Here is a 24,966-nt window from a genome sequence, read left to right on the forward strand (position 1 = left end):
GGTGGACATTTCTGCTGTATGGGGAAGACGACCACCGACGCGAGACCTGATCACCATCGCGGCGCAGCTCGCACCGCAGTCCGTCGCGCTCGACGCCAACGGAGCCGAGGTGTCCTTCGCCGACCTGTTCACGCGGGTGTCGGCGACGGCCGCGGTGTTCGAGGCGCGCGGGATGGACACCGAGGCCGCGGTCAGCGCCATCGTCACCGCTCTGATACCCAAGGACGGACTCGATCCGGCGGGGATCGCGGCGGCGATCCGATCGGCCACCGACGGCATCCGGGAACGCGCGTGTGCGATCGCCGGCACCACCGATTGGCAGTCGCTACCGGGTATCTTCCGGTCGGCGGTGCACCGTCACCCCGATCGGGTCGCGGTCACCGACCTCGACGACGGTGCGCTGACCTACAGGGAACTCGACGATCGTTCCGACCGCGTCGCAGCCGGACTGCTGGCCGCCGGCGTGTCGGCGGGTGCCGTGGTGGGTCTGGCGACGCCGCGCACGGTGGACGTCATGGTCGCGATCCTGGGCATTCTCAAGGCCGGCGCAGCCTATCTGCCGCTGGACACCTCTCATCCGGCCGACCGGCTGACGTTCATCGTCGAGGATGCGGGCCCGACACTGGTCATCACCGATCACGACGGTCGCCAAGCACTGGGCTTCCTCGACGTTGCGCGGCACACCATCTCCGATCTGATCGAACACCCACACGCCGGTGCGGCCGAGCTTCCCGCAGTCGTGGACGACCGCACCGCCGCGTATATGATCTTCACCTCCGGCTCCACCGGTCGACCCAAAGGTGTTGTGGTGGAACACCGCAGCGTCGTGGCGCTGATGGCGGCCGCGCAACAGCACTATGGCTTCACCGAGAACGACGTGTGGACGATGTTCCACTCCTATGCCTTTGACGTATCGGTGTTCGAGATGTGGGGTCCGCTGCTGTTCGGCGGACGTCTGGTGGTCGTGGACTTCCTCACCACCCGCAGCCCCGATGAGTTCGCCCGCCTGCTGACCACCGAAGCCGCGACCGTCGTCTCCCAGACCCCGTCGGCCTACTATCAGCTGGCCGCCGCCGTCCGCCCAGGTGCGCCCAACGACCTGGCCGACAGTGTCCGCTACATGGTGTTCGCCGGTGAGGCACTGGATTTCGCTCAGGTCAAGCGGTGGTACGCCGACCGTCTCGCCAGTGAAGGCAGGGTCGGGCCGGTATTGGTCAACATGTACGGCATCACCGAGACGACGGTCCACTCGACTTTCCGGGCCTTGGACCCCGACTTCGTGGAGACAGCCAAGGGCTCCGATGTCGGCACCGGGCTGCCCAACCTGACGATCCACCTGCTCGACGATCGTCTGCGGCCCGTGCCCGACGGTGTGCCCGGCGAGATCTATGTGAGCGGCACCCAGGTCACCCGTGGCTACCTCGGCCGTCCCGGTCTGTCATCGATCCGGTTCGTGGCCGATCCGTTCGCCGCAGACGGATCCCGGATGTACCGGTCCGGCGATCTGGCGATCTCCCGCGACGGAACCCTCGAGTATCTGGGCCGCTCCGACGCGCAGGTCAAACTCCGTGGCTTCCGGATCGAGCTCGGCGAGGTCGAGACCGCGCTGTTGAGCACCGACGGAGTCGATGCCGCCGCAGTCGCGGTGAAACGTCGCGACAACGGCGACGAGCTGTTGGTCGGCTATGTCGTACTCGAGGCGGACGACGCCGCCACACCGTCGGATGTGCGGATCGCGGCGGCGGCGTCGCTGCCCGGCTACATGGTGCCCGACGTCGTGATGGTGCTCGACCAGTTGCCGTTGACGGTCAACGGCAAACTCGACCGGCGGGGACTGCCGGAACCGCAGATCACCGGCGCCGCAGAGTATGTCGCGCCGAGTACGGAGACCGAGAAGATCCTCGCCGAGATCGCTGCCGACGTGCTGGGGCTCGAGCGGATCAGTGTCGCCGAGTCCATCTTCGATCTCGGCGGAAACTCCCTGGCGGCCGCGCGTATCGTCGGCCGCGCCGGCGAGGCGTTCAACGTCGAACTCTCGGTGCGTGATGTGTTCGACATGCCCTCGGTGCGCGGATTGGCCGAGACGATCGGTGGCCGTAGCGTGGGCGTAGCCCCGGTGCTGGCCGTAGAGCCTAGGCCGCAACGGATTCCGTTGTCGTTCGCGCAGCTGCGGATGTGGTTCATCAACCAGTTCGACACGGCGGCGTCGACGTACAACATCCCGATGCTGCTGCGGTTGACCGGGCCGGTCGATGCCGACGCACTACGTGTCGCGCTGACCGACGTGGTGATCCGTCACGAGGTTCTGCGCACCGTGTTCCCCACGGTTGACGGCGTGCCGGTGCAGGTCATCTCGCCGGCCGACGAGGTGACCGATCGGCTGGACTGGGCGATCGTGAGATCGCAGGCCGATCTCGCGGCCGCGATCGGCGCCGGGTTCGACGTCACCGAGCAGTGGTCGTTGCGGGCGCGGCTGTGGCAGGTCGCCGAAGACGAATTCGTCTTCGGCCTCGTGGTCCATCACATCGCCGCCGACGGCGAGTCGATGGGGCCACTGGTGGCAGACCTGGTGACCGCCTATGCGGCGCGCGTGGCCACGGTCGAACCGGAGTTCGTCCCCCTCGATGTCCAGTTCGCCGACTTCGCGATCTGGCAGCACGAGGTCCTCGGTTCCGCCGACGATGTGGACTCGGTGGTCGCACGGCAGTTGTCGTACTGGGACACCCAACTGCGCGGACTCCCTGACGTCCTGGAGTTGCCGACCGACCGGCCGCGGCCGGTGGTGGCCACCCAGCACGGCGCGCAAGTTGGATTCGAGGTTCCCGGCTGGGTCGTGGACCGGATCGGCGTGATCTCCCGCGAGTACGGTGTGACCCCGTTCATGGTGGTGCACGCCGGTCTCGCCGTGTTGTTGGCGCGGCTGTCGGCGTCGGACGACATCGCCGTCGGCACACCGATAGCCGGTCGCGGCCAACGCGTCCTCGACCCGCTGGTGGGGATGTTCGTCAACACCTTGGTGTTGCGCTCGCAGATCGACTCGTCGATGTCGTTCGCCGAACTGCTCGATTCGGTGCGTGCCACGGACCTGGAGGCCTTCGCGCATGCCGACGTGCCGTTCGAGACGGTCGTCGAACACCTGCAACCGGTTCGGTCGGAGTCCTTCGCGCCGCTGACCCAGGTGCTGCTGTCGTTCGACCAGTCCGTGCTCGCCGAGTTCTCCACCGGTGTCCTCGCCGACGATGTCGCGGGTGTGGCGGTGAGTTCGGTTCCGGTCGAGGAGATCCCGGCGAAAGTCGACCTCACCGTCGGTGTCACCGATGCCGGCGATCGCTGGCAGGGCACCTTGATCTACGCGGTCGACCTGTTCGATGCCGACACCGCCGACCACATGGCCGCCCAGTTCGTCCGGATCCTCGATCAGCTCACCGCCGACCCCGCTGTGGCCGTGGGAGATGTCGCGCTGCTCGGTGAGGACGAGGCGGCGGCGCTGCTTCCGGTCGCCGGAGCGGTGGGCGCGCCGGCGCGGCATCTCGCGGAGGTGTTCGCAGAGGTTGCCGCTCGCCATCCGCAGCGTCCGGCGGTAACCGATGACACCGGCGCCGCGCTGACCTACGCACAACTCGACGAACGCTCGAATCAACTGGCCCGCTGGCTGATCTCGCGTGGCGTCGGGACCGAGTCGCTGGTGGCGCTCGCCGTCGGACGTTCCGCCGAACTGCTGGTCGCGATGTGGGCGGTGGCCAAGACCGGCGCCGGCTATCTGCCGATCGACCCCGACTACCCGGCCGAGCGCATCGAACACATGCTGACCGACTCGCAGGTGCGCATCGGCCTGACCACGGCGCGGGTGCACGATCGGCTGCCGGCCGGTCCCGAGTGGTCCACCGTCGAACAGCTCGGTGCCGCAGGGGTTCTCGACACTCTCGACTCCGCGCCGCTGCGTGCCGACGAACTGTCGGCCGCGCGGCATCTCGACGCCACGGCCTACGTCATCTACACCTCCGGGTCCACCGGCGTACCCAAGGGGGTGTCGGTCACCTATCGCGGCATCCACAACTTCGCCACCGCCGAGGTCGTCCGTTTCGGTACCGGGCCGTCGTCGCGCATCCTGGGCTTCGCCTCCCCGAGTTTCGACGCCTCCATCCTCGAGTGGTTGCTGGCGTCGGTGGCCGGTGGTGCGCTGATCTACCGGCCCGACGGCGTACTCGGTGGGGACATGCTGGCGGCGTTCATCACCGAGCAACGACTCACCCATGTCTTCCTGACCCCGACGGTGCTCTCCACGCTGGAACCCGGGTCGGTTCCCGGCCTGCAGGTGTTGATGTCGGGCGGCGAGGCGGTCTCGCAGTCCCTGGTGGACCGGTGGTCTGACCGACTGCGGTTCTTCAATGCGTACGGCCCCACCGAGGCGTCGGTGGCGGTGGCGATGAGTGCTCCGCTGCGGGCCGGCCGGCCGGTGCACATCGGTGGCCCGGTCGACGGTGTGGGACTGATGGTGCTCGACGAACGGCTGCACGCCGTGCCCGTCGGCGTGGCGGGCGATCTGTACGCCGGTGGGGTGGCCCTCGCACGTGGTTACCTCGACCGACGCCGGCTCACCGCCGAGCGGTTCGTCGCCGATCCCTACGGCGCGCCCGGCGAGCGCATGTACCGCACCGGCGACGTGGTCCGGTGGAGCCGCGACGAATCCGGTGATCTGGTGCTGGAATACGTCGGCCGCAGTGACGATCAGGTCAAGCTCCGCGGCCTGCGCATCGAACTCGGCGAGATCGAGGCGGTCCTGGCGTCGCATCCGGCGGTGTCCTCGGCGGTTGTGATCGGCGTGGGCGGTTCGGTGGCCTCGGCACTGGCCGGGTACGTGGTGGCCGACCCGGCTGCCACGGATCCCGGCGTCGACGTCGCCGCGCTGCGTGGCTTCATCGCCGAACGTCTGCCGGCGCACATGGTGCCGGCCAGCCTCCAGATCCTCGACTCGTTGCCGTTGACGCCGGCCGGGAAGCTCGACAAACGCGCCCTCCCGGACCCGCAGATCGACACCGATACAACGGACTACGTCGCTCCCGGGTCATCGCTGGAAGAGCGATTGGCGCAGGTGGTGGCCGGTGTGCTCGGCGTCGATCGGGTCAGTGTCACCGAGTCCTTCTTCGCGTTGGGCGGTGACTCGATCACCTCGATCCAGTTGTCGTCGGCCGCGCGGTCGGCCGGGTTGTCGCTTTCACCGCGCGACATCTTCGAGCACAAGACGGTCCGCGCGATGGCACAGGCGGTCGCCGAGGGCGGCGAGCGCCTGCCCTTGCTGGCCGACCCACACGGCGGGGTCGGCGATATCGCGCTGTCGCCGGTCGTGTCGTGGATGCTCGAATCCTCTGACACCGCAGCCGACTTCGCGGACTTCTCGCAGGCGATCGTACTGATCGCGCCGGAGCGTCTCACCGCCGACGACGTGATGCGTGTGTTGTCGGTCGTCGTCGATGCCCACCCGATGCTCTCGGCGCGGCTGACCGAGGTCGACGGTCACTGGACCTCGACCGCGGGTGTGGGATCGCGTCCGGTGGTGCGCACGACATCCACCCCGGCGACCGACGGATCGGTGGAGCTGCAGTCGGCGATCGAGACCGCGCACGCCGACGCGCTGGCCCGTCTCGATCCGTCCGCAGGCGTCCTGGTCTCCGCGGTGCTGGTGTCGGCCGCCGACACCGCACGGCTGGTGCTCGCCGTCCATCATCTTGGGGTCGATGCGGTGTCGTGGCCCATCCTGATCGAGGACATCATCACCGTGTGGGGGCAACTGCAGTCGGGCAGTGAGCTGCAGGTGCGGCCCGAGGTGACCTCGGCACAGGCCTGGCATGCCGCGATGAGCGAGCAGGCCGACGACCGGGCCGACGAGGTCGCGTACTGGTCGGCCCGGTTGGGTGAGCCCACTGGGTTCGGCGCCTCGTTCGACCGGACCCGGGATCGGTTCTCGACGCTGCGCTCGGTACGGCATCGGGTCGACGCAGAGGTGACCGAGGCGCTGGTCACGGTGGTGCCCGAGGCCTTCGGCGGCCACGTCAACGACGCGCTTCTGGCCGCGCTGGCCCGTGCCGTGCGGTCCTGGCAGCACTCGGTGGGTATCGCCGACGAATCGCCGATCGGCGTGCTGCTCGAGGGGCACGGCCGTTACGAAGAGCTCGTCGCGCAGGGCGACCCCCCGCGCCACGCCGACCTGTCCCGCACGGTCGGCTGGTTCACCACCATCGCTCCGATGGCGCTCGACCCGGGCATTGACGTGGTGCACGCGGTGAAGGCGGCAAAGGAGCAACGACTGGGACAACCCGACCGCGGGGTCGGGTTCGGCGCGTTGCGCTTCGGTGGGGACGAACGCCTGGCCGGCCGCGCACTGCCGTCGATCGGTTTCAACTTCTTCGGCGCGGGTGGTCGCGCCGGCGCGACCGAGGACCTGGTCGTTGATTTCATGGTGGACCCGGATGCGCCGGCATTGCCCGCAACGGTGTCGGGCGCGATGGCCGCGATGCACGTACTGACGGTGAACGTCGGTACCCGGCAGACCGGCAGTGGCCGGGAACTGTCGGCCGATCTGCTGTTCATCGACGGCATCCTCACCGAGGACGACGTCGCCGGTATCGCGCAACGGTGGTCGGCGGAACTCGCGGCAATCGTCGACGTCGTGGCCCACGGTGACGTCGGCCCGTCACCCTCGGATATCGCGGGTACGTCGGTGACGCAGGAGGATCTGGACCGGATCACCGAACTGCACCCGGGTGCCGCGATCTGGCCGCTGTCACCCCTGCAGAAGGGTCTGTATCTGCAATCGGCGCTCACCGACGCCGCCGACGCGGTGGACGTCTACGTCAGTCAGGCGGTCCTGCGGCTCGGCGGGGACGTCGACGAGGCGCGGCTGCGCGACGCCGTGCAGGCGCTCGTCGCCCATCACCGCGTCCTGCGGTCGGGCTACCTGCGCACCGACAGCGGCGCCGTGGTCGCGGTGATCCCCGACACTGTGGAAGTACCTTGGCGCACCGTCGATCTCGGTGCGGTGGACGAGGCGGACCGGCGTCGGCTGGTCGAGGAACACACCGCGCGCGAGCGCGTGGAGCCGTTCGATCTGGCGCGCCCGCCGCTGCTGCGCGTGGTCCTCGTCCGGGATGCGGTCGGGGTGAGTGTGGTGATCACCAACCACCACATCCTGTTCGACGGCTGGTCGGGGCCGCTGGTGTTGGCCGACTTGCTGGCCCTGTACGCCTCCGGTGCCACCTACACCGGTCAGATCGCTTCCGGCGGCGGTGATTTCGCCGACCACCTGCTCCGCCTCGCGACAGCTGACGATGCCGCCGGCCGGGATGCGTGGCGACGAGTTCTCGCGCCCGTCGAGGGCGCCACCCTGGTGGCACCCGGCGTCGAGGCGACCAGGGAGTCATTGCCGCGCAACCATGCGGTTGTGGTCGATGCCGAGCTGACCGCCGCACTCGAGCGCCTCGCGCGGTCCCACGGCGCCACCATGGCCACGGTGCTGCAGTTCGCCTGGGCGCTGCTCGTGTCGCGCCTCACCGGCAACCGGATCGTCACCTTCGGCGAGACAGTCTCGGGACGCCCGGCCGACCTCGACGGGGTCGAGACGATGGTCGGACTGTTCATCAACACCCTGCCCGCGGTCGTCGACGTCGACCCGTCCGCATCGGTCGGGGAGGTGCTGGCCGGGCTGCAGGACGCCAAGATCAGTGTGCTCGACCACCAGCACCTGGGCCTTCCGGAACTGACCGCGCTGGCCGGTGTCGGGCAACTCTTCGACACCTTGACCGTGCACGAGTCCTATCCGGTGGATACCGACTCGCTGTCGACCACCGACGCGGCGGCGACCGGCGGCCTCGACATCCGCGAGGCGCAGGTCAGCGACTCCACGCACTACCCGCTCAACATGATCACGTCACCGATGGGCGAGGAACTGTCCATCACCTTGAAGTATCTGCCAGATGCATTCTCCGATGCGCAGATCGCGGTGTTCGCCGACGCGGTCGTGGCGATCCTGCGACAGACCGCCGGCGCACCCGAGACGCTGATCGCCGACGTCGATCTGCTGGCCGGGACCGGCGCCGACATCGTCGAGCAGTCCACCGGTGCCGAGGTGAGTGTGCCGGCAGGCACGGTCGCCGACGCCGTGGCCGCGCAGGTCGCCCGGACACCGGACGACGTCGCCCTGATGTTCGGCGACCGCACCTTGACCTACGCCGAACTCGGTGCGCGGACTGCCGTGTTGGCGCGCGAGCTGATCGCGACGGGTGTGGCACCCGGCGTCGCCGTGGGTGTCTCGATGGACCGCTCGGTCGAGATGGTGCTGGCGATCCACGCCGTGGTCGCGGCCGGTGGGCAGTACGTGCCGATCGATCCGGGCGTCCCCGCCGACCGGGTGCAGTACATGGTCGAGACGGCCGGTGTGCGTACCGTGCTCGTCGGCCCGCACGGCGCTCCGGCGTCGGTAGCCGGTCTCGGGCCCTCGGTGCGGGTGATCGAGGTGGACGCCGCAGACGACGTCGACCTGGCGGTCGAGCCGGTGACCGACGCGGACCGAAACGCACCGCTGCGGCTCGACAATGCGCTCTACACGCTGTTCACGTCCGGTTCCACCGGGCGGCCGAAGGGTGTGACGGTGTCGCACCGTTCGGTCCTCAATCGGCTGTGGTGGGGTCTCGACGAATACCCGTGGGCATCGGGGGAACGGGTGGTGCTCAAGACCCCGTTCACCTTCGACGTCTCGGTGCCGGAACTCTTCGCCCCGCTGATGGCCGGCGCGACGGTCGTCGTCGCGCGCGCGGGCGGCCACGCCGACCCGGTCTACATCGCCGATCTGATCACCGGCACGGGTGCCACCTCGGTGCATTTCGTGCCGTCGATGCTGTCGGTGTTCCTCGATGTGGTGCCGGCGGAAAAGATCTCGGCGTTGAGCTCGTTGCGGTGGCTGTTCTGCTCGGGCGAGGCGTTGCCGCCCTCGGTGGTCGCGCGCGCCCACACGCTGCTGCCGCAGGTGCAGATCGTCAACTTGTTCGGGCCCACGGAGGCGGCCGTCGAGGTGGCCTACGTCGACGTCACCGACGCCACCGAGGTGGTGCCCATCGGTGTGCCGGTGTCCAACACCTCGACCCTGGTCCTCGACGCCCGGCTGCGGCCGGTGCCGCCGGGCATCCCGGGAGAGCTGTATCTCGGTGGCGTCCAGGTCGCGCGCGGGTACGCCGCCCGCCCCGGCCTCACCGCGGAGCGGTTCGTCGCCGACCCGTTCGGGGCCCCTGGTTCGCGGTTGTATCGCACCGGTGACCTCGTTCGCTGGAACACCGAGGGCGCCATCGAGTACCTCGGGCGCACCGACTTCCAGGTGAAGTTGCGCGGTCAGCGCATCGAACTCGGTGAGATCGAATCGGTTGTCGCCGCCGCGCCTGCAGTGGTGCACGCGGCCTGCACGGTTGTCGAAACCCCCGGTGGGGGACAGCATCTCGTCGCCTATGTGTCGCCGTCGACGGTCGACGAAGCCGTGGTGCGCGGTGCCGTCGCCGAATCCCTGCCGGAGTACATGCGTCCGACGGTGTGGATGCTGCTCGACGACATCGCGCTCAACAGCGCGGGCAAACTGGACCGTCGGTCGCTGCCGGCCCCGGTCTTCGAGACCGCCACCCACATCGCCCCGGCGACCGACGCGGAACAGGCGGTCGCGACGGTGATCACTGAGGTCCTCGGGCTCGACCGCGTCAGCGTCACCGACTCGTTCTTCGACATCGGCGGCAACTCGTTGTCGGCGATGCGAGTCGCCGCCCGAGTCGGCGACGCGTTCGGCGTCGACGTCTCGGTTCGGGATCTCTTCGAGGCGCCCACAGTGCGGGCGTTGGCCGCGGCGGTCGCCGGGCGGGAGACGGGACTACCGCCGCTGGTGGCGATCACCCCTCGCCCGTTGCCGATCCCGTTGTCGTTCGCCCAGACCCGGATGTGGTTCATCAACCGCTTCGAGCCGGGCACCCCAACCTACAACATCCCGGTGGTACTGCGCCTGGACGGCAGCCTCGACATCGCGGCGCTGCGCGCGGCGGTCGTCGACACCGTGGTGCGCCACGAGGTTCTGCGCACCACCTTCCCGGCCGTCGACGGGGTGCCGGTGCAGGTCATCGGCCCGGTCGACGACGTCGCCGACCACCTCGACTGGGCACTGGTGGACTCCGAGGGCGACCTCGAGGCCGCGATGACCGCCGGATTCGACGTCACCGTCGATCGGCCGCTGCGTGTCCGGTTGCACAGGGTGGCCGATGGCGAGTACCTGCTCGCCGTGGTGGCCCACCACATCGCGGCCGACGGTGAATCGATGCTGCCGCTGGTCACCGACGTGGTGTCCGCCTATGCGGCGCGCTCGGAGGGGCGGTCGCCCCAGTTCGCACCGCTGACAGTGCAATTCGCAGACTACGCGATCTGGCAGCACACCGCGCTCGGGTCACCCGAGCAGGCGGACTCGGTGGTGGCCCGACAGCTGGCCTACTGGACCGAAGCTCTCGGCGGAGCACCTGATGTCCTCGAACTCCCCGCCGACCATGCGCGACCCGCGATCGCATCCCATGTCGGTGCGCGGGTGGAGTTCGCGTTGCCGGCCACGCTCGGCGACCAGGTCACCGACGTCGCCGCACGATTCGGCGTCACTCCGTTCATGGTCGTGCACGCCGGGCTGGCTGCGCTGCTGGGTCGGCTCACCGCGCAGGACGACATCACGATCGCGACCCCGGTCGCCGGCCGCGGTTCGGCCGCGCTCGACCCGCTCGTCGGCATGTTCGTCAACACGCTGATCCTGCGTACCGCCATCGATCCCGCGACCACCTTCGCCGAACTGCTCGACGCCGTCCGGTTGACCGACCTGGAGGCCTTCGCGCACGCCGACGTACCGTTCGAGACGGTCGTCGAAGCGGTCAACCCGACGCGGACGGCGGCTTTTGCCCCACTGGCGCAGGTCATGTTGTCCTTTGATCCGGCGGCGTCGGCGGAGAACACCGACCTACCGATCGCCGGGTTGTCGGTGCGATCGGTCGAACCCGCGTGGGTGCCGGCCCAACTCGACCTGTCGGTGACCGTGAGTTCGGCACCCTCGGGAGCCGACTGGACGGGTTCGATCGTCTACGCCACCGACCTGTTCGAATCCGCGACCGTGGCCCGACTGGCCGCGCGGTTCACCGCATTACTCGATCATCTGCTCACCACACCGGAACTCCCGATCGGCGACGCCGCCATCATCTTCGACGACGAGCAGAGCGCGGTCGCGGAATGGTCGACCGGCGCGGTCGTCGATGTACCCGCTGAGCTGGTGGGAGATGCGGTGTTCGGTCAGGCGTCCCACGCCCCCGACGCGACGGCTCTGGCCGTCGACGGGCGAGAGATCTCCTACCGTGAGTTCGCCGACCGAGTTGCGATCCTGGCCCGCGAACTGATCGCCGTCGGTGTCGGACCCGGGGCGGCCGTGGGTGTCTCGCTGGAGCGTTCGGCGGCGATGGTCATCGCGGTCAACGCGGTGCTGGCCGCCGGTGCACAATATGTGCCGATCGACCCCGATGCGCCGCTCGATCGTGCCGAGTACATGATCGACACCGCCGGAGTCGGTGTGGTCATCGTCGACGCCGCCCGGGAGTCGGGTGTCGTCGCAGCCGATGTCCCCGGCATGCGAGTGATCGAGGTCGACGCCGCGGCTGCAGTGGAGTCGATGCAGCCTCCGGTGACCGACCGGGACCGACGCAGCCCGCTGCGACCCGACGACGCCGCCTACACACTGTTCACCTCGGGTTCCACCGGCCGGCCGAAGGGCGTCACGGTGACCCACCGTGCGCTGGCCAACCGTCTGCGCTGGTGTGTCGACGAATTCGACTGGTCGCCGGCCGATCGGGTGTTGCTCAAGACCCCGTTCACCTTCGACGTGTCGGTGCCTGAACTGTTCGGTCCGCTGATGGTGGGTGCGACCACGGTGATCGCCCGGGCCGGTGGGCACCGGGAACCGGCCTACATCGCCGATCTGCTGGCCGCCGAAGCCATCACCTCGGTGCACTTCGTGCCGTCGATGCTGTCGGTGTTCCTCGACGTGGTGCCCGCCGCCCGACTGGCGCAGCTCACCACGCTGCGGTGGCTGCTCACCTCCGGTGAGGCACTGCCGCCCGCGGTGGCGCGGCACACCCATGAGGCACTGCCGCACACCGCCATCCACAATCTGTACGGCCCCACCGAGGCCACCGTCGACGTCACCTCGACTGACGTCACCGAGGCCGTCGACATCACCATCGGTGGCCCGGTGTGGAACACCTCGACCCGGGTGCTCGACGCGCGCCTGCGTCCGGTGCCGCCGGGGGTGCCCGGTGAGCTCTATCTCGGTGGTGTGCAGGTGGCCCGCGGCTATGCGTCCCGGTCGGCGCTGACCGCCGAACGATTCGTCGCCGATCCGTTCGGTCCCCCCGGCGCCCGGCTGTACCGGACGGGTGACCTGGTGCGCTGGAGCACCCGGGCCGGGAGTGGACCGGAGGCGTCCGGCGCCATCGAATATCTGGGCCGCACCGACTTCCAGGTGAAGCTGCGCGGCCAGCGCATCGAACTCGGCGAGATCGAGTCGGTCATCGCGTCCGCACCGGGGGTGGTGCATGCGGCATGTGATGTCGTCGACGCACCGACCGGTCCGCAGCACCTTGTCGCCTACATCGCACCGGCGACGGTGGATCAGGCGGCGGTGCAGGCGGTCGTCGCCGACCGCTTGCCGGAGTACATGCATCCCTCGGTGTGGATGCTGCTCGACGACATCGAACTCAACAGCTCGGGCAAGCTCAACCGGAAGACGTTGCCGGCCCCGGTGTTCGAGATCGGCGAATACGAGGCGCCGGCATCCGACGCGGAGGCCGCGGTCGCCGCGGTGATCGCCGGAGTGCTCGGTCTCGACCGGGTCAGCGTCGCCGAGTCCTTCTTCGACATCGGCGGCAACTCATTGTCGGCGATGCGTGTCGCGGCGCGAGTCGCCGAGGAACTCGGTGTCGATGTCTCCGTGCGTGACCTGTTCGACACCCCCACGGTCCGGTCGCTGGTGGCGGCGGTGGCCGGGCGTGAACAGACGGTGGCCCCGCTGGTGGCCGGAAAGCGCCCGGACCGCCTGCCGCTGTCGATGGCGCAGGCCCGGATGTGGTTCATCAACCGATTCGACCCGACGTCGGCCGCGTACAACATCCCGATGGCCATGCGGCTCACCGGTGATCTCGATCTCGACATTCTGGTCGCTGCGGTCTCCGACGTGCTCGAAAGGCACGAGGTGCTGCGTACTGTCTATCCGCTCGATGCGGACGGTCCATACCAGCAGATCCTCGAGGTGGGTGCAGCGCGTGCGGCGCTGGATTGGTCGGTGGTCGACGACGCGGCCGAACTCACCACGTCGGTCGCGCGAGGCTTCGACGTCACCGAGGACCTGCCGATTCGCGGACGGGTGCGGCGTGTCGGTCCGGACACCGTCGACGTCGTGTTGACGGTCCACCACATCGCCTTCGACGGAGCGTCGACGGCAGTGTTCGTGCGAGATCTGATGGGCGCGTACCTGTCGCGGATCGACGATACGGTGCCGACGGCACCGGCGCCCGCAGTCCAGTACGCCGATTTCGCGCTGTGGCAGCGGGATACGCTTGGTACGGCCGACGACCCGTCGAGCCGGATGGCCGAGCAGCTCGGCTATTGGCGCGAACATCTGCAGTCACTGCCGTCGGTCACCGACCTGCCGATGGATCGGCCCCGACCGGCGGTGATGGAGACCACCGCCGGAGTGGTGACGGTGCAGCTCGACGACGAGCTGGCCGCGAAACTCGACGAGTTCGCCCACGCGCAGGGTGTCACCGGTTTCATGGCATCACATGCGGCGCTGACGATCCTGATCTCGCGATTGGCGTCGACGAGTGATGTGGTGATCGGCACGCCGATCGCCGGACGCACCGACGCCGCACTGGGCGATCTGGTCGGCATGTTCGTCAACACCCTGGTGTTGCGGACGCAGGTCGATCCGGCATCCTCGGTGGCCGACCTCGTGGCCCGCGTGCGTGCCGAGGATCTCGAGGCGTTTGCCCACGCGGACGTCCAGTTCGAGGAACTCATCGACGAACTCGCCCCCACCCGCTCGACGGCGTTCCCGCCGCTGGCGCAGATCGCGTTCAGCCACGTCGACGGCGAGGAGTCGATGACCGCCCTCGAGGGCGCCGGCCTCGTGGTCCAACCGCTGGAACTGCCCGACCAGATCGCCAAATTCGAACTGTCGGTGGGCGTCTCGAACCGCACCGAATCGACCCCGATGAGCGTCGACTTCATCTATGCCCGGTCGATCTTCGACGAAGCGACGATCCGGGGCTTCGCGACCGCCTGGTTGCGGATTCTCGAGGCGATGGTGGCCGATTCCTCGGTCGCCGTGGGCGACATCGACCTACTCGGCGAACGGGAGAGGGCGGCGCTGGCCCCGGTGTCCGGGGGCGCACCCGATGCGCCGCCGATGGTGCTGCGCGAGATCTTCGCCGAAGCCGTCGCCTTACATCCCGACAATGTGGCGGTGCGCGATCCGCGCGGCCACAGCCTCACCTATGCCGAACTCGATGCGCGCGCCAATCAGCTCGCGCGGTGGCTGACCGAGCGCGGCGCCGGGCCGGAGACGCTGGTGGCGGTGGCCATCGAGCGCTCGGCCGAGTTGATGACCGCGATCTGGGCGGTCGCGAAGACCGGCGCGGGCTACCTTCCGATCGATCCGGACTATCCCGCCGACCGGATCGCCTACATGCTGTCCGATTCGGGGACCGAACTCGGTCTGACCACCACGGCCCGGCGGTCGGGCCTGGGCGACACCGTCGACTGGCAGTGCCTGGACGCCGATGACATCGTCGGCGAGGTCGCGACGCACGACACGGCCGCGCTGTCGGCGGCCGAGTGCAACGGGACGCCGGAGGTCGACGCGATCGCCTACGTGATCTACACGTCGGGCTCGACCGGAACGCCGAAGGGTGTCCAGGTCACCAGCCGCGGTCTGGTCGACTTCGCCCACGCGGAGCTGCGCCGGTTCGCCGTCACACCGGATTCGGTGATCCTGGGTTACGCGTCACCGAGTTTCGATGCGTCCATCCTGGAATGGTTGCTGCCGTTGCGATCGGGAGCCACGCTGGTCTATCGACCGGCCGATGTCGTCGGCGGCGAGGCGCTCGCGCAGTTCGTTCGCGACCAGCACATCACTCACCTGTTCCTGACGCCGTCGGTGCTGGCCACCATCGACCCCGACGCCGTTCCCGAGCTGCGGTCGGTGGCCTCCGGTGGGGAAGCGGTGCCGCAGGCCATGATCGACCGGTGGGGAGCCCAACACGCGTTCTTCAACGCCTACGGTCCCACCGAGACGACGGTGGCCGTGACGCTCAGCGCGGCGTTGGCGCCCGGGCAGTCGATCACCATCGGCCGACCCATCCCCGGGGTGGGCATGCTCGTGCTGGACTCGCGTCTGAACGTGGTGCCCGTCGGCGTCACCGGCGAGCTGTACGTGGCCGGCGGCGCGCTCGCCCGCGGCTATGTTCGACGACCCGGGTTGACCGCGAAGCGGTTCATCGCCGACCCCTACGGACGCAACGGCGAACGGCTCTACCGGACCGGCGATCTGGTTCGCTGGCGGCCCGGGCCGACCGGTGAACTCGAGCTCGAGTACGTCGGCCGTAGCGACGATCAGGTCAAGCTGCGGGGGCTGCGCATCGAGCTCGGCGAGATCGAGACGGTACTCAACTCGCATCCGGCGGTGGAGTCAGCGGTGGTGATCGGCGTGGGCGGCTCGGTCGCCTCGGCACTCGCGGGCTATGTGGTGCTGCGCGAGTCCGCCGGCACCACGGTGGACCCCCACGAGCTGCGGACCTTCGTCGGTCAGGCCCTGCCCTCGCATATGGTGCCGGCGAGTATCGCCGTGCTCGATGCCCTGCCGTTGACCCCGGTCGGCAAGCTCGACAAGCGCGCGCTGCCCGAACCGGTCATCGACATCGCTGCGGAATACGTGGCACCCGAGACCGAGTCGGAGGAATCGGTTGCGGCGGTCTTCGCCGAGGTGCTCGGCGTCGATCGCGTCGGCGCGACCGACAGCTTCTTCGAGGTCGGCGGCAACTCGCTGTCGGCAACGCGGGTGGCTGCCCGGGTCGCCGACGTGTTCGGTGTCGACGTGTCGGTCCGCGACGTGTTCGAGGCGCCGACGGTGCGGGCGCTGGCCGCCGCGGTCGCCGGCCGCGGGGCGGGCCTGCCCCCGGTCGCCGCGGTTTCACCGCGGCCGGAACGGATTCCGGTGTCGTTCGCGCAGCAGCGTATGTGGTTCATCAATCAGTTCGATCCGTCGGCGTCGACCTACAACGTCCCATTGCTGCTACGCCTGACCGGTAGCCTCGACGTGGACGCGCTGCGTGCGGCACTGGCCGACGTGGTGGTGCGCCACGAGGTCCTGCGCACCACGTTCCCGGCGGTCGACGGTGTGCCGGTGCAGATCATCGCCCCGGCCGAGGCGGCCACCTCGACCCTGGACTGGGCCGAGGTGAACTCGACCGCCGATCTCGAGACCGCGGTGAGCGCCGGATTCGACGTCACAGAACAGTGGCCACTGCGGGCGCGGCTGCTCCGCGTCGCCGACGACGAATTCGTCTTCGCCATCGTCGCCCATCACATCGCCGCCGACGGCGAGTCGATGGCGCCGTTGGTGGCCGACCTGATGACCGCATACGCGGCACGGGAGGCCGGCGACGCCCCGACGTTCGCCCCGCTCGAGGTACAGTTCGCTGACGTCGCGCTCTGGCAACACCGCGAACTCGGCTCGGTCGGCGATACGAATTCAGTGGTGGGACAACAGCTGTCGTACTGGACACGCAAGCTTGACGGCCTTCCCGATGTGCTCGAGTTGCCCGGCGACCGGCCCCGTCCGGTGGTGGCCTCCCAACGCGGCGATCAGGTGTCGTTCGAGATCCCTGCCGACGTGGTCGAGGCCATCTCGGCGGTCGCCACCGGACGGGGCGTCACCCCGTTCATGGTGGTCCACGCCGGTCTCGCGGTGCTGCTCGCCCGGCTGTCGGCGACCTCCGACATCGCGGTCGGCACCCCGATCGCCGGACGCGGGCAGCGTGCCGTCGACGCGCTGGTCGGCATGTTCGTCAACACGCTGGTGTTGCGCGCCGAGATCGATCCGGGCATGACCTTCGCCGCAGTGATCGACCAGGTCCGCGGTACCGATCTCGAGGCGTACGCGCACGCCGACGTGCCGTTCGAGACGCTGGTCGAGCAGTTGGATCCGGTGCGGTCAGAGGCTTTCGCACCGCTGACGCAGATCCTGCTCACCTTCCATCAGTCCACGCTGCCGGAGTTCTCCACCGATCTCGGCGACTCGGTCGCCGAAGCGTCCAGCATCGCCGGACTGTCCATCGCGCCGATCGAGGCGCCGGAGACACCCGCCAAGGTCGATTTGACCTTCGCGATCGCCGGCGGCACCCAGGGACAACCGTGGCCGGCGCAGATCGTCTACGCCACCGACATGTTCGATGCGGCGACCGTGCGCACCATGGCCGATCGATTCGTCCGGGTGCTGGCCACCTGCCTGGCCGACGTGCAGGTGCCGGTGGGGGATGTCGCGCTGCTGACCGATCACGAATCGAGCGCCCTGGCGGCACTTCCGGCGCCCGTGACCGAGACGACGAACACCGACCGCACCCTGGTGGAGCTGTTCGCGGACACCGTCGCCGACCACGCGACGCGGACCGCGGTGACCGCGCAGGACGTGTCGCTGTCCTACGCCGACCTCGATCGCCGCTCCGATGCGGTGGCAGCGGCGTTGGCGGCCCGGGGTGTCCGCGCCGGTGACCTCGTCGGTATCGCCACCGCACGCTCGGTCGACCTCCCGGTGGCGATCCTCGCCGTGCTCAAGGCCGGTGCCGGCTATCTGCCGCTGGACACCACCAACCCGGTGGACCGGTTGGCGTTCATCGTCTCCGACGCGTCGGTGCGCGTGGTGATCACCGACGCGGCGACCTCGGGCCACGAGCTGTTCGCCGGTCTGCCCGCCGGCGTGGTGGCCGTCGACGTCGACGAACTCGCCTCGGCCGGGACCGATCTCGCGGTGCCGGTACCCTCGGTGCGGCCGTCCTCGCGGGCCTACGTCATCTACACCTCCGGCTCGACCGGTCTGCCCAAGGGCGTCGAGATCACCCATCGCGACGTCATCACCCTGATGGACACGGCGGCCGGCGACTTCGACTTCCGGCCCACCGATGTGTGGACGATGTTCCACTCCTATGCGTTCGACTTCTCGGTGTGGGAGTTGTGGGGACCGTTCCTGTGTGGGGCGCGGCTGGTGATCGTCGATCGTGCCCTGGCGCGCGACCCCGATGCCTTCGTGGAGCTGCTCGCCGCCGAGGGCGTGACGGTGCTCAACCAGACGCCGTCGGCGTTCTATCAACTCATCGACGCGCGGCGGCGCGACCCGGTCGATCTGCCGTTGCGCTACATCGTGTTCGGCGGTGAGGCGCTGGGCTTCGAGCAGGTGCGGCGCTGGTTCGACGACCATCCCGACGAGACCACCCAATTGGTCAACATGTACGGCATCACCGAGACCACCGTGCACGTGAGTTTCCGTCCGCTCGACCGCGACCTCGTCGCCGCGGGCGACGCATCCCTGATCGGGCGGCCCCTGCACTCGCTGGCGATCCACATCCTCGACGAGCGGTTGCATCCGGTGCCGCCGGGCGTCGTCGGCGAGATGTACGTCACCGGTGGGCAACTGGCGCAGGGCTATCTGGGCCGGCCGGGACTCTCGGCGACCCGGTTCGTAGCCAATCCCTTCGATCGCAGCGGTGCCCGCATGTACCGGACAGGTGACCTCGCCCGCCGCATCGGCGACGACATCGAGTACCTCGGTCGCGGTGACGCGCAGGTGCAGTTACGTGGATTCCGCATCGAGTTCGGTGAGATCGAGGCAGCGCTGCTCGGTGTCGACGGGATCACCGCGGGTGCCGCCAATGTCGTCGAACTCCCGGGGCGTGGTGAACAGCTCATCGGCTACGTCGTCGCCGAACCGGGCGCCGACGTCGACGCGGCGCGGGTGCGCGACGCGGTTGCCCGGGCGGTACCCGGCTACATGGTGCCCAGCATCGTGGTCCCGGTGACCGCGCTGCCGTTGACGGCCAACGGCAAGCTCGATCGTCGGGCGCTTCCGGTGCCCGAACTCGACGGCGCCGGTGACGATTACGTGGCGCCGGAGACCTCCACCGAGGAAACACTCGCGCGTGTCGTGGCGGGCGTGCTCGGTGTCGATCGGGTGAGTGTGGCCGAGTCGTTTTTCGCGCTCGGCGGCGACTCGATCCTCGCGATCCAGCTCTCGTCTGCCGCCCGTGCCGCCGGGTTCTCGGTGTCCCCGCGAGATGTCTTCGAACACAAGACGGTTCGGGCCATGGCGCATGCGGTGGCGGCGGGCGGAGACCGGCTGCCGCTGTTGAGCGAGCCTGCCGGTGAGCAGGTCGCGATCCCGCCGGTGGCGGCCTGGATGCTCGAGTTGTCGCAGAGCGGGGCGGACTTCGCCGACTTCTCCCAGTCGACGGTGCTCATCGCACCCGATGGACTCGACCTCCCGACGCTGACCGCCGTGCTGGATGCGGTGACGCGTGCCCATCCGATGCTGTCGGCGACGTTGCGCCACACCGACGACGGCTGGGCGTATGCGCTTGGCGAGGGCATCGGATGTGTCGTCGACGAGGCGACCACGGCCGCGGCGCCCGGCTCCGCCGAGTACGACGAGGTATTGCGCACCGCGCATGCCGCAGCACTGCGCCGGCTCGACCCGGCTGCCGGAGTGATCGTGTCCGCGGTCCTGGTCGTCGGCGACGGCGGTGCCCGTGTGGTCCTGGCCATCCATCACCTCGGTGTCGATGCGGTCTCCTGGCCGATCCTCATCGAGGACATCATCACCGTCTGGGGTCGACTGCAGTCCGGTGCGGAGCCGGCGGTGCGTCCCGAGGTGACCTCGGCGCGGGCCTGGCATGCGGCACTCGCCGCGCAGGCCGGCGAACGCGGTGACGAGATGGGGCACTGGCTGGCCCGCGTGGACCGCGATCCCACCGACTTCGGTGTGCCCTTCGACCCGCACCGCGATACCTTCGCGACCGTCGACTCTCTGCGGGTCCGGGTGGACCGCACGGTCACCGAGGCGCTGCTGACGAGGGTCGTCGACGCGTACTCCGGTCACGTCAACGATGCGCTGATCGCGGCGCTGGCCCGCGCGGTGCGATCGTGGCAACGCGATCGCGGCATCGTCGACACCGCCGCGGTCACCGTGCTGGTCGAAGGCCACGGCCGCTACGAGGAAGTGGTGGCCAGGGGGACCGACCCGCACACCGCCGACCTGTCCCGAACCGCCGGCTGGTTCACCACCCTCGTGCCGTTGGCGCTCGACCCGGCCGACGACGTGGTGCACGCGGTGAAAGCGGCGAAGGAGGAGCGCCTGGCTCAACCGGACCGCGGCATCGGCTACGGACTGCTGCGCTTCACCGCGGCGGATGCCGGTGGGGACGACCGGCTGGCCGGGACCGCGTTGCCGTCGATCGGTTTCAACTTCTTCGGTGCCGGCAGCCGCTCATCCGGCGACGACGTGGTGGTGCCGTTCACCGCCGACCCGGCGGCGCCGGTCCTGCCGGCCACGGTGTCGGGTGCGATGACCGCGATGAACACGCTGACGGTGAACGTCGGCACCCTCTCGGACCGGGACGGCCGCGAACTCTCGGCGGACTTCCTGTTCGTCCGCGGGGTGCTGGGCGATGCGGATGCCGCCGATATCGCATCGCGGTGGCAGGCGGAACTGGCCGCGATCGTCGACACGTTGTCGGTGATCGGTGATCCGGGCCTGTCCCCGTCGGACGTTCCGGGCGCCGGGGTCACCCAGGACGACCTCGACGACGTGGCCCAGCGGTGGCCCGGGGCCGACATCTGGCCGCTGTCTCCCCTGCAGAAGGGCTTGCACTTCGAGGCCGAGCTCGCCGGCGGCGCCGTGGGCTCGGAGACCGACGCGCCGGTGGATGTCTACGTGGTGCAGTCGATCCTAGAACTCGGTGGGACCGTCGACATCGACCGCCTGCATGCTGCGGCCCAGGCCCTGTTCGCGCACCATCGCGCATTGCGGTCGGGCTTCGTGCGCACCGGCAGTGGTGCGGTGGTGACGGTGGTTCCGCCATCGGTCGAGGTGCCCTGGGAGGTCGTCGACGTCACCGACGGCACCGGCCCCTCCGACGATGTGGTCGAGCAACGGGTGGCACAGGTCGCCGAGATCCAGCGGCGCACCCCGTTTGACCTGGCGCGCCCGCCGCTGATGCGGTTCGCAGTGGTCCGCCACGGCGATACCGCGCATCTGGTGGTGACCAACCATCACATCCTGATCGACGGTTGGTCGGGCCCGCTGGTGCTGGCCGATCTGCTGGCGCTGTATGCCAACGGAGTCACCTACACCGGCCAGATCGGTACCGGCGATGGTGATTTCGAGGACTACCTGCGTCACCTCGCGGCGACCGACGACGTCGCCGGTCGGCAGGCCTGGCGCGAGGTGCTCGCGCCGGTGACGGCGCCCACCTTGGTGGCGCCGGGCGCGGAAGCAACGAATGAGGCACTGCCGCAAGATCTGTCGGTCATTCTTGATGCCGACGTGACCGCCGGCATCGAGGCCCTCGCTCGCGCCGAGGGGGCCACGGTGGCGACGGTGCTGCAGTTCGCCTGGGCGGTGCTCGTGTCGCGGTTGACCGGCAACCGGGTGGTCACCTTCGCCGAGACCGTATCCGGTCGTCCGGCCGACCTCGAGGGCGTCGAATCCATGGTGGGGTTGTTCATCAACACGCTGCCCGCGGTGGTCGACGTCGATCCGGAGGCGTCGATCTCGACCGTGCTGGGTCGCCTGCAGCAGAGCAAGGTGGCGGTTCTCGATCACCAGCATCTGTCGCTGGCGGAGTTGACCGGACTGGCCGGCGGCAACGGCATCGGCGGTCCGCTGTTCGACACGTTGACGGTGCACGAGTCTTATCCGGTGGACACCGACTCGCTGTCCACCACGGATGCCTCGTTGACCGGCGGGCTGGAGATCGTGGACTTCGCCGGTTCCGACGCCACCCACTACCCGCTCAACATGTCGACTTCACCCGTTGCGGGCCAACGACTCTCGCTGACTCTCAAGTATCTGCCGAACGCCTTCGACGCCACCCAGATCGAGGTGTTCATCGACGCACTGGTGCAGATCCTGCGGACCGTGTCGAGCGCTCCGGAGACCCTGACGGCCGACATCGGTCTTCTCGGCGGCGGCGAGATGGCCGCGTTCACCACGGTGTCCGGCGGCACGGGGACCGCGCCGCGCCTGCTCGGCGACATGTTCGCCGAGGTTGCGAACACGCACCCCGACCGCGTCGCGGTAGTCGACGGAAACGGTGCCGCGCTGACCTATGCCGAACTCGATGCGCGGTCCAATCAGCTGGCGCGCTGGCTCATCTCGCGGGGGATCGGCGTCGAGTCGCTGGTCGCGTTGGCGATCGGTCGGTCGGTGGAACTGCTCACCGCGATCTGGGCGGTCACCAAGACCGGTGCCGGATATGTGCCGATCGACCCCGACTACCCGGCCGAACGGGTGGCGAACATGATCGAGGACTCGGGGGCGATCCTCGGGCTGACCGTCCGCACCGGGGAACTTCCCGGCGACGAGTTCGAGTGGGTGCGTCTCGACGGTGACTCGACCCGAGCGGCGATCGCTGACCTGTCCGACGCCGCGGTGAGCGCCGTCGAGATGTCGGGTCGCGTGCGGACCGACAATGTCGCGTACGTGATCTACACATCCGGCTCCACCGGCCGCCCGAAGGGTGTGTCGGTCACTCATGGTGGGCTGGCGAATTTCGCCGCACAGGAGACCTCACGACTGTCGGTCGCAGATGCCCCGGTGGTCCTGGGGTTCGCATCGCCGAGTTTCGATGCGTCGGTCCTGGAGTACCTGCTCGCCACGGTCAACGGCGGCACCCTGGCCTACCGGCCGACCGCGGCCGTCGGCGGTCACGTGTTGCAGGAATTCATGCAGCGTCACCGAGTGACGCACACCTTCCTCACCCCGACGGTGCTCTCGACGCTGGACCCGGCCGCGCTGCCGGATCTGGCCGCGCTGATGGCCGGCGGTGAGGCGGTGCCGCCGTCGCTGGTCGACGCGTGGGCGCCGCATGTGGCCATCCACAACCTGTACGGACCAACGGAGACCACCATCGGCATCACGCTGAGTGAGCCGATGGCCGTCGGCGCGCCGGTGCGGTTGGGACGGCCGTTGGCCGGGGTGACGTTGCTCGTGCTCGACGGTCGTCTGCGGCCGGTGCCGGTCGGTGTGCCCGGCGAGCTCTACGCCGTCGGTCCGGCACTGTCCCGGGGTTACCTGGACCGGCCAGGGCTGACCGCCGAGCGTTTTGTGGTCAACCCCTTCGGCACCGCGGGGGAGCGGATGTACCGAACCGGCGACGTGGTTCGCTGGCGCCGTGACGGTGCCGGCGAACTGGTGCTGGAGTACGCCGGACGTTCCGACGATCAGGTGAAGCTGCGCGGACTGCGGATCGAGCTGGGCGAGATCGAGGCCGTGCTGGCCGAACATCCGGCGGTGGAGTCGGCCGTTGTCGTCGGTGTGGGCGGCTCGGTCGCGACCGCACTGGCCGGCTACATCGTCGGCGACGGTGGGATCGACGTGGCCGAGGTGCGTGAGTTCGTCGGCCGACGGCTGCCGTCGCACATGGTCCCCGCCGCGATCATGGTGCTCGATGCGCTGCCGTTGACCCCGGTGGGCAAGCTCGACAAACGGGCGCTTCCAGAAGCGGTGATCGAGACCGGCACCGAGGAGTACGTGGCCCCGGAGACCGAGATGGAGGCCGTGGTGGCCGCCGCGTTCGCCGACGTGCTCGAACTCGAGCAGGTCGGTGTCACCCAGAGCTTCTTCGAGTTGGGCGGCAACTCGCTGTCGGCGACGCGGGTGCTCGGTGCGTTGCGTGAGCAGGGGCATGACGTGGAGTTGGCCTGGCTGTTCAACGACCCCACGGCGCGTGGGCTCGCGGCTCGGATCTCCGGCGGCTCCGGTTCCGGCGAGGTGGTGATCACCCTCAACGCGCAGGGGACGCGGCCGCCGCTGTTCTGCATCCACCCTGCCGGTGGCCTGGCTTGGTTCTATGGCGGGTTCGTGCCCTATCTCGGGGATCGCCCGGTGTACGGCCTGCAGGACCCGCATGTGGTCGCCGGCGAGCCCAGCGCGCGGAGCGTGGAGGAAATGGCCCAGCGGTATCTCACCGAGATCCGCCGGGTGTCGCCGCACGGTCCGTATCACCTGTTGGGCTGGTCGCTGGGCGGCTACGTCGCGTACGCCATCGCGACCGCGCTGCGCGCCGAAGGAGACGAGGTCGCCTTCCTCGGCGTCATGGACTCGTCGCCGATCCCGCCGCAACCCGACGAGGGTTCCGGGTCTGCACCGGCCGGTGTCGAGCTCGGCGGCGACTATGTCGGCGACTTCCTCGGCGGATGGCGCGATCTGTTCGACCTCGACGACAATGTGCACGCGGACAGCGCCGAAGAGGTCGCCGAGATCATCCGCGAACAGATCGCGTCGATGGGCCTGCTCAGCGTCGACCAGGTGCAGGGCGTCATGGACAGCTTCGCGGTCGGCGAAACGCTCGTCGAACAGTTCCGGCCGGCCCCGTATGACGGTTCGCTGCTGGTGTTCACCGCGACCCGCGACAAGGCGGATCCGGCCGCGGTCGCCGACGGTTGGCGACCCCACGTCGCGGGCCGCATCGCGAATGTCGATGTCGATGCCGATCACCTCGGCCTGGCCAACCCCGGCGCGCTCGAGGTCATCGGGCCCGAACTCGACCGGTGGCTCGCCGACGCCGACGCCGCGGAGTCGTAGGAGCCGCAGCA

The 24,966-nt window shown here is 69.2% G+C and carries 1 protein-coding gene; it reads left to right on the forward strand.

The features are described 5' to 3' along the window. Nucleotide 1 precedes the first annotated feature (1 nt). Nucleotides 2–24,955 carry a non-ribosomal peptide synthase/polyketide synthase gene (locus tag VX037_RS00440; RefSeq protein ID WP_328712858.1) on the forward strand — a complete coding sequence of 8,318 codons (24,954 nt, stop codon included), beginning with the start codon at nucleotides 2–4 and terminating at the stop codon, nucleotides 24,953–24,955. The last annotated feature ends 11 nt before the right edge of the window (nucleotides 24,956–24,966 follow it).

Origin of the sequence: Gordonia sp. Z-3 (genome assembly GCF_036233855.1) — a bacterium.
Lineage (GTDB): Bacteria > Actinomycetota > Actinomycetes > Mycobacteriales > Mycobacteriaceae > Gordonia > Gordonia tangerina.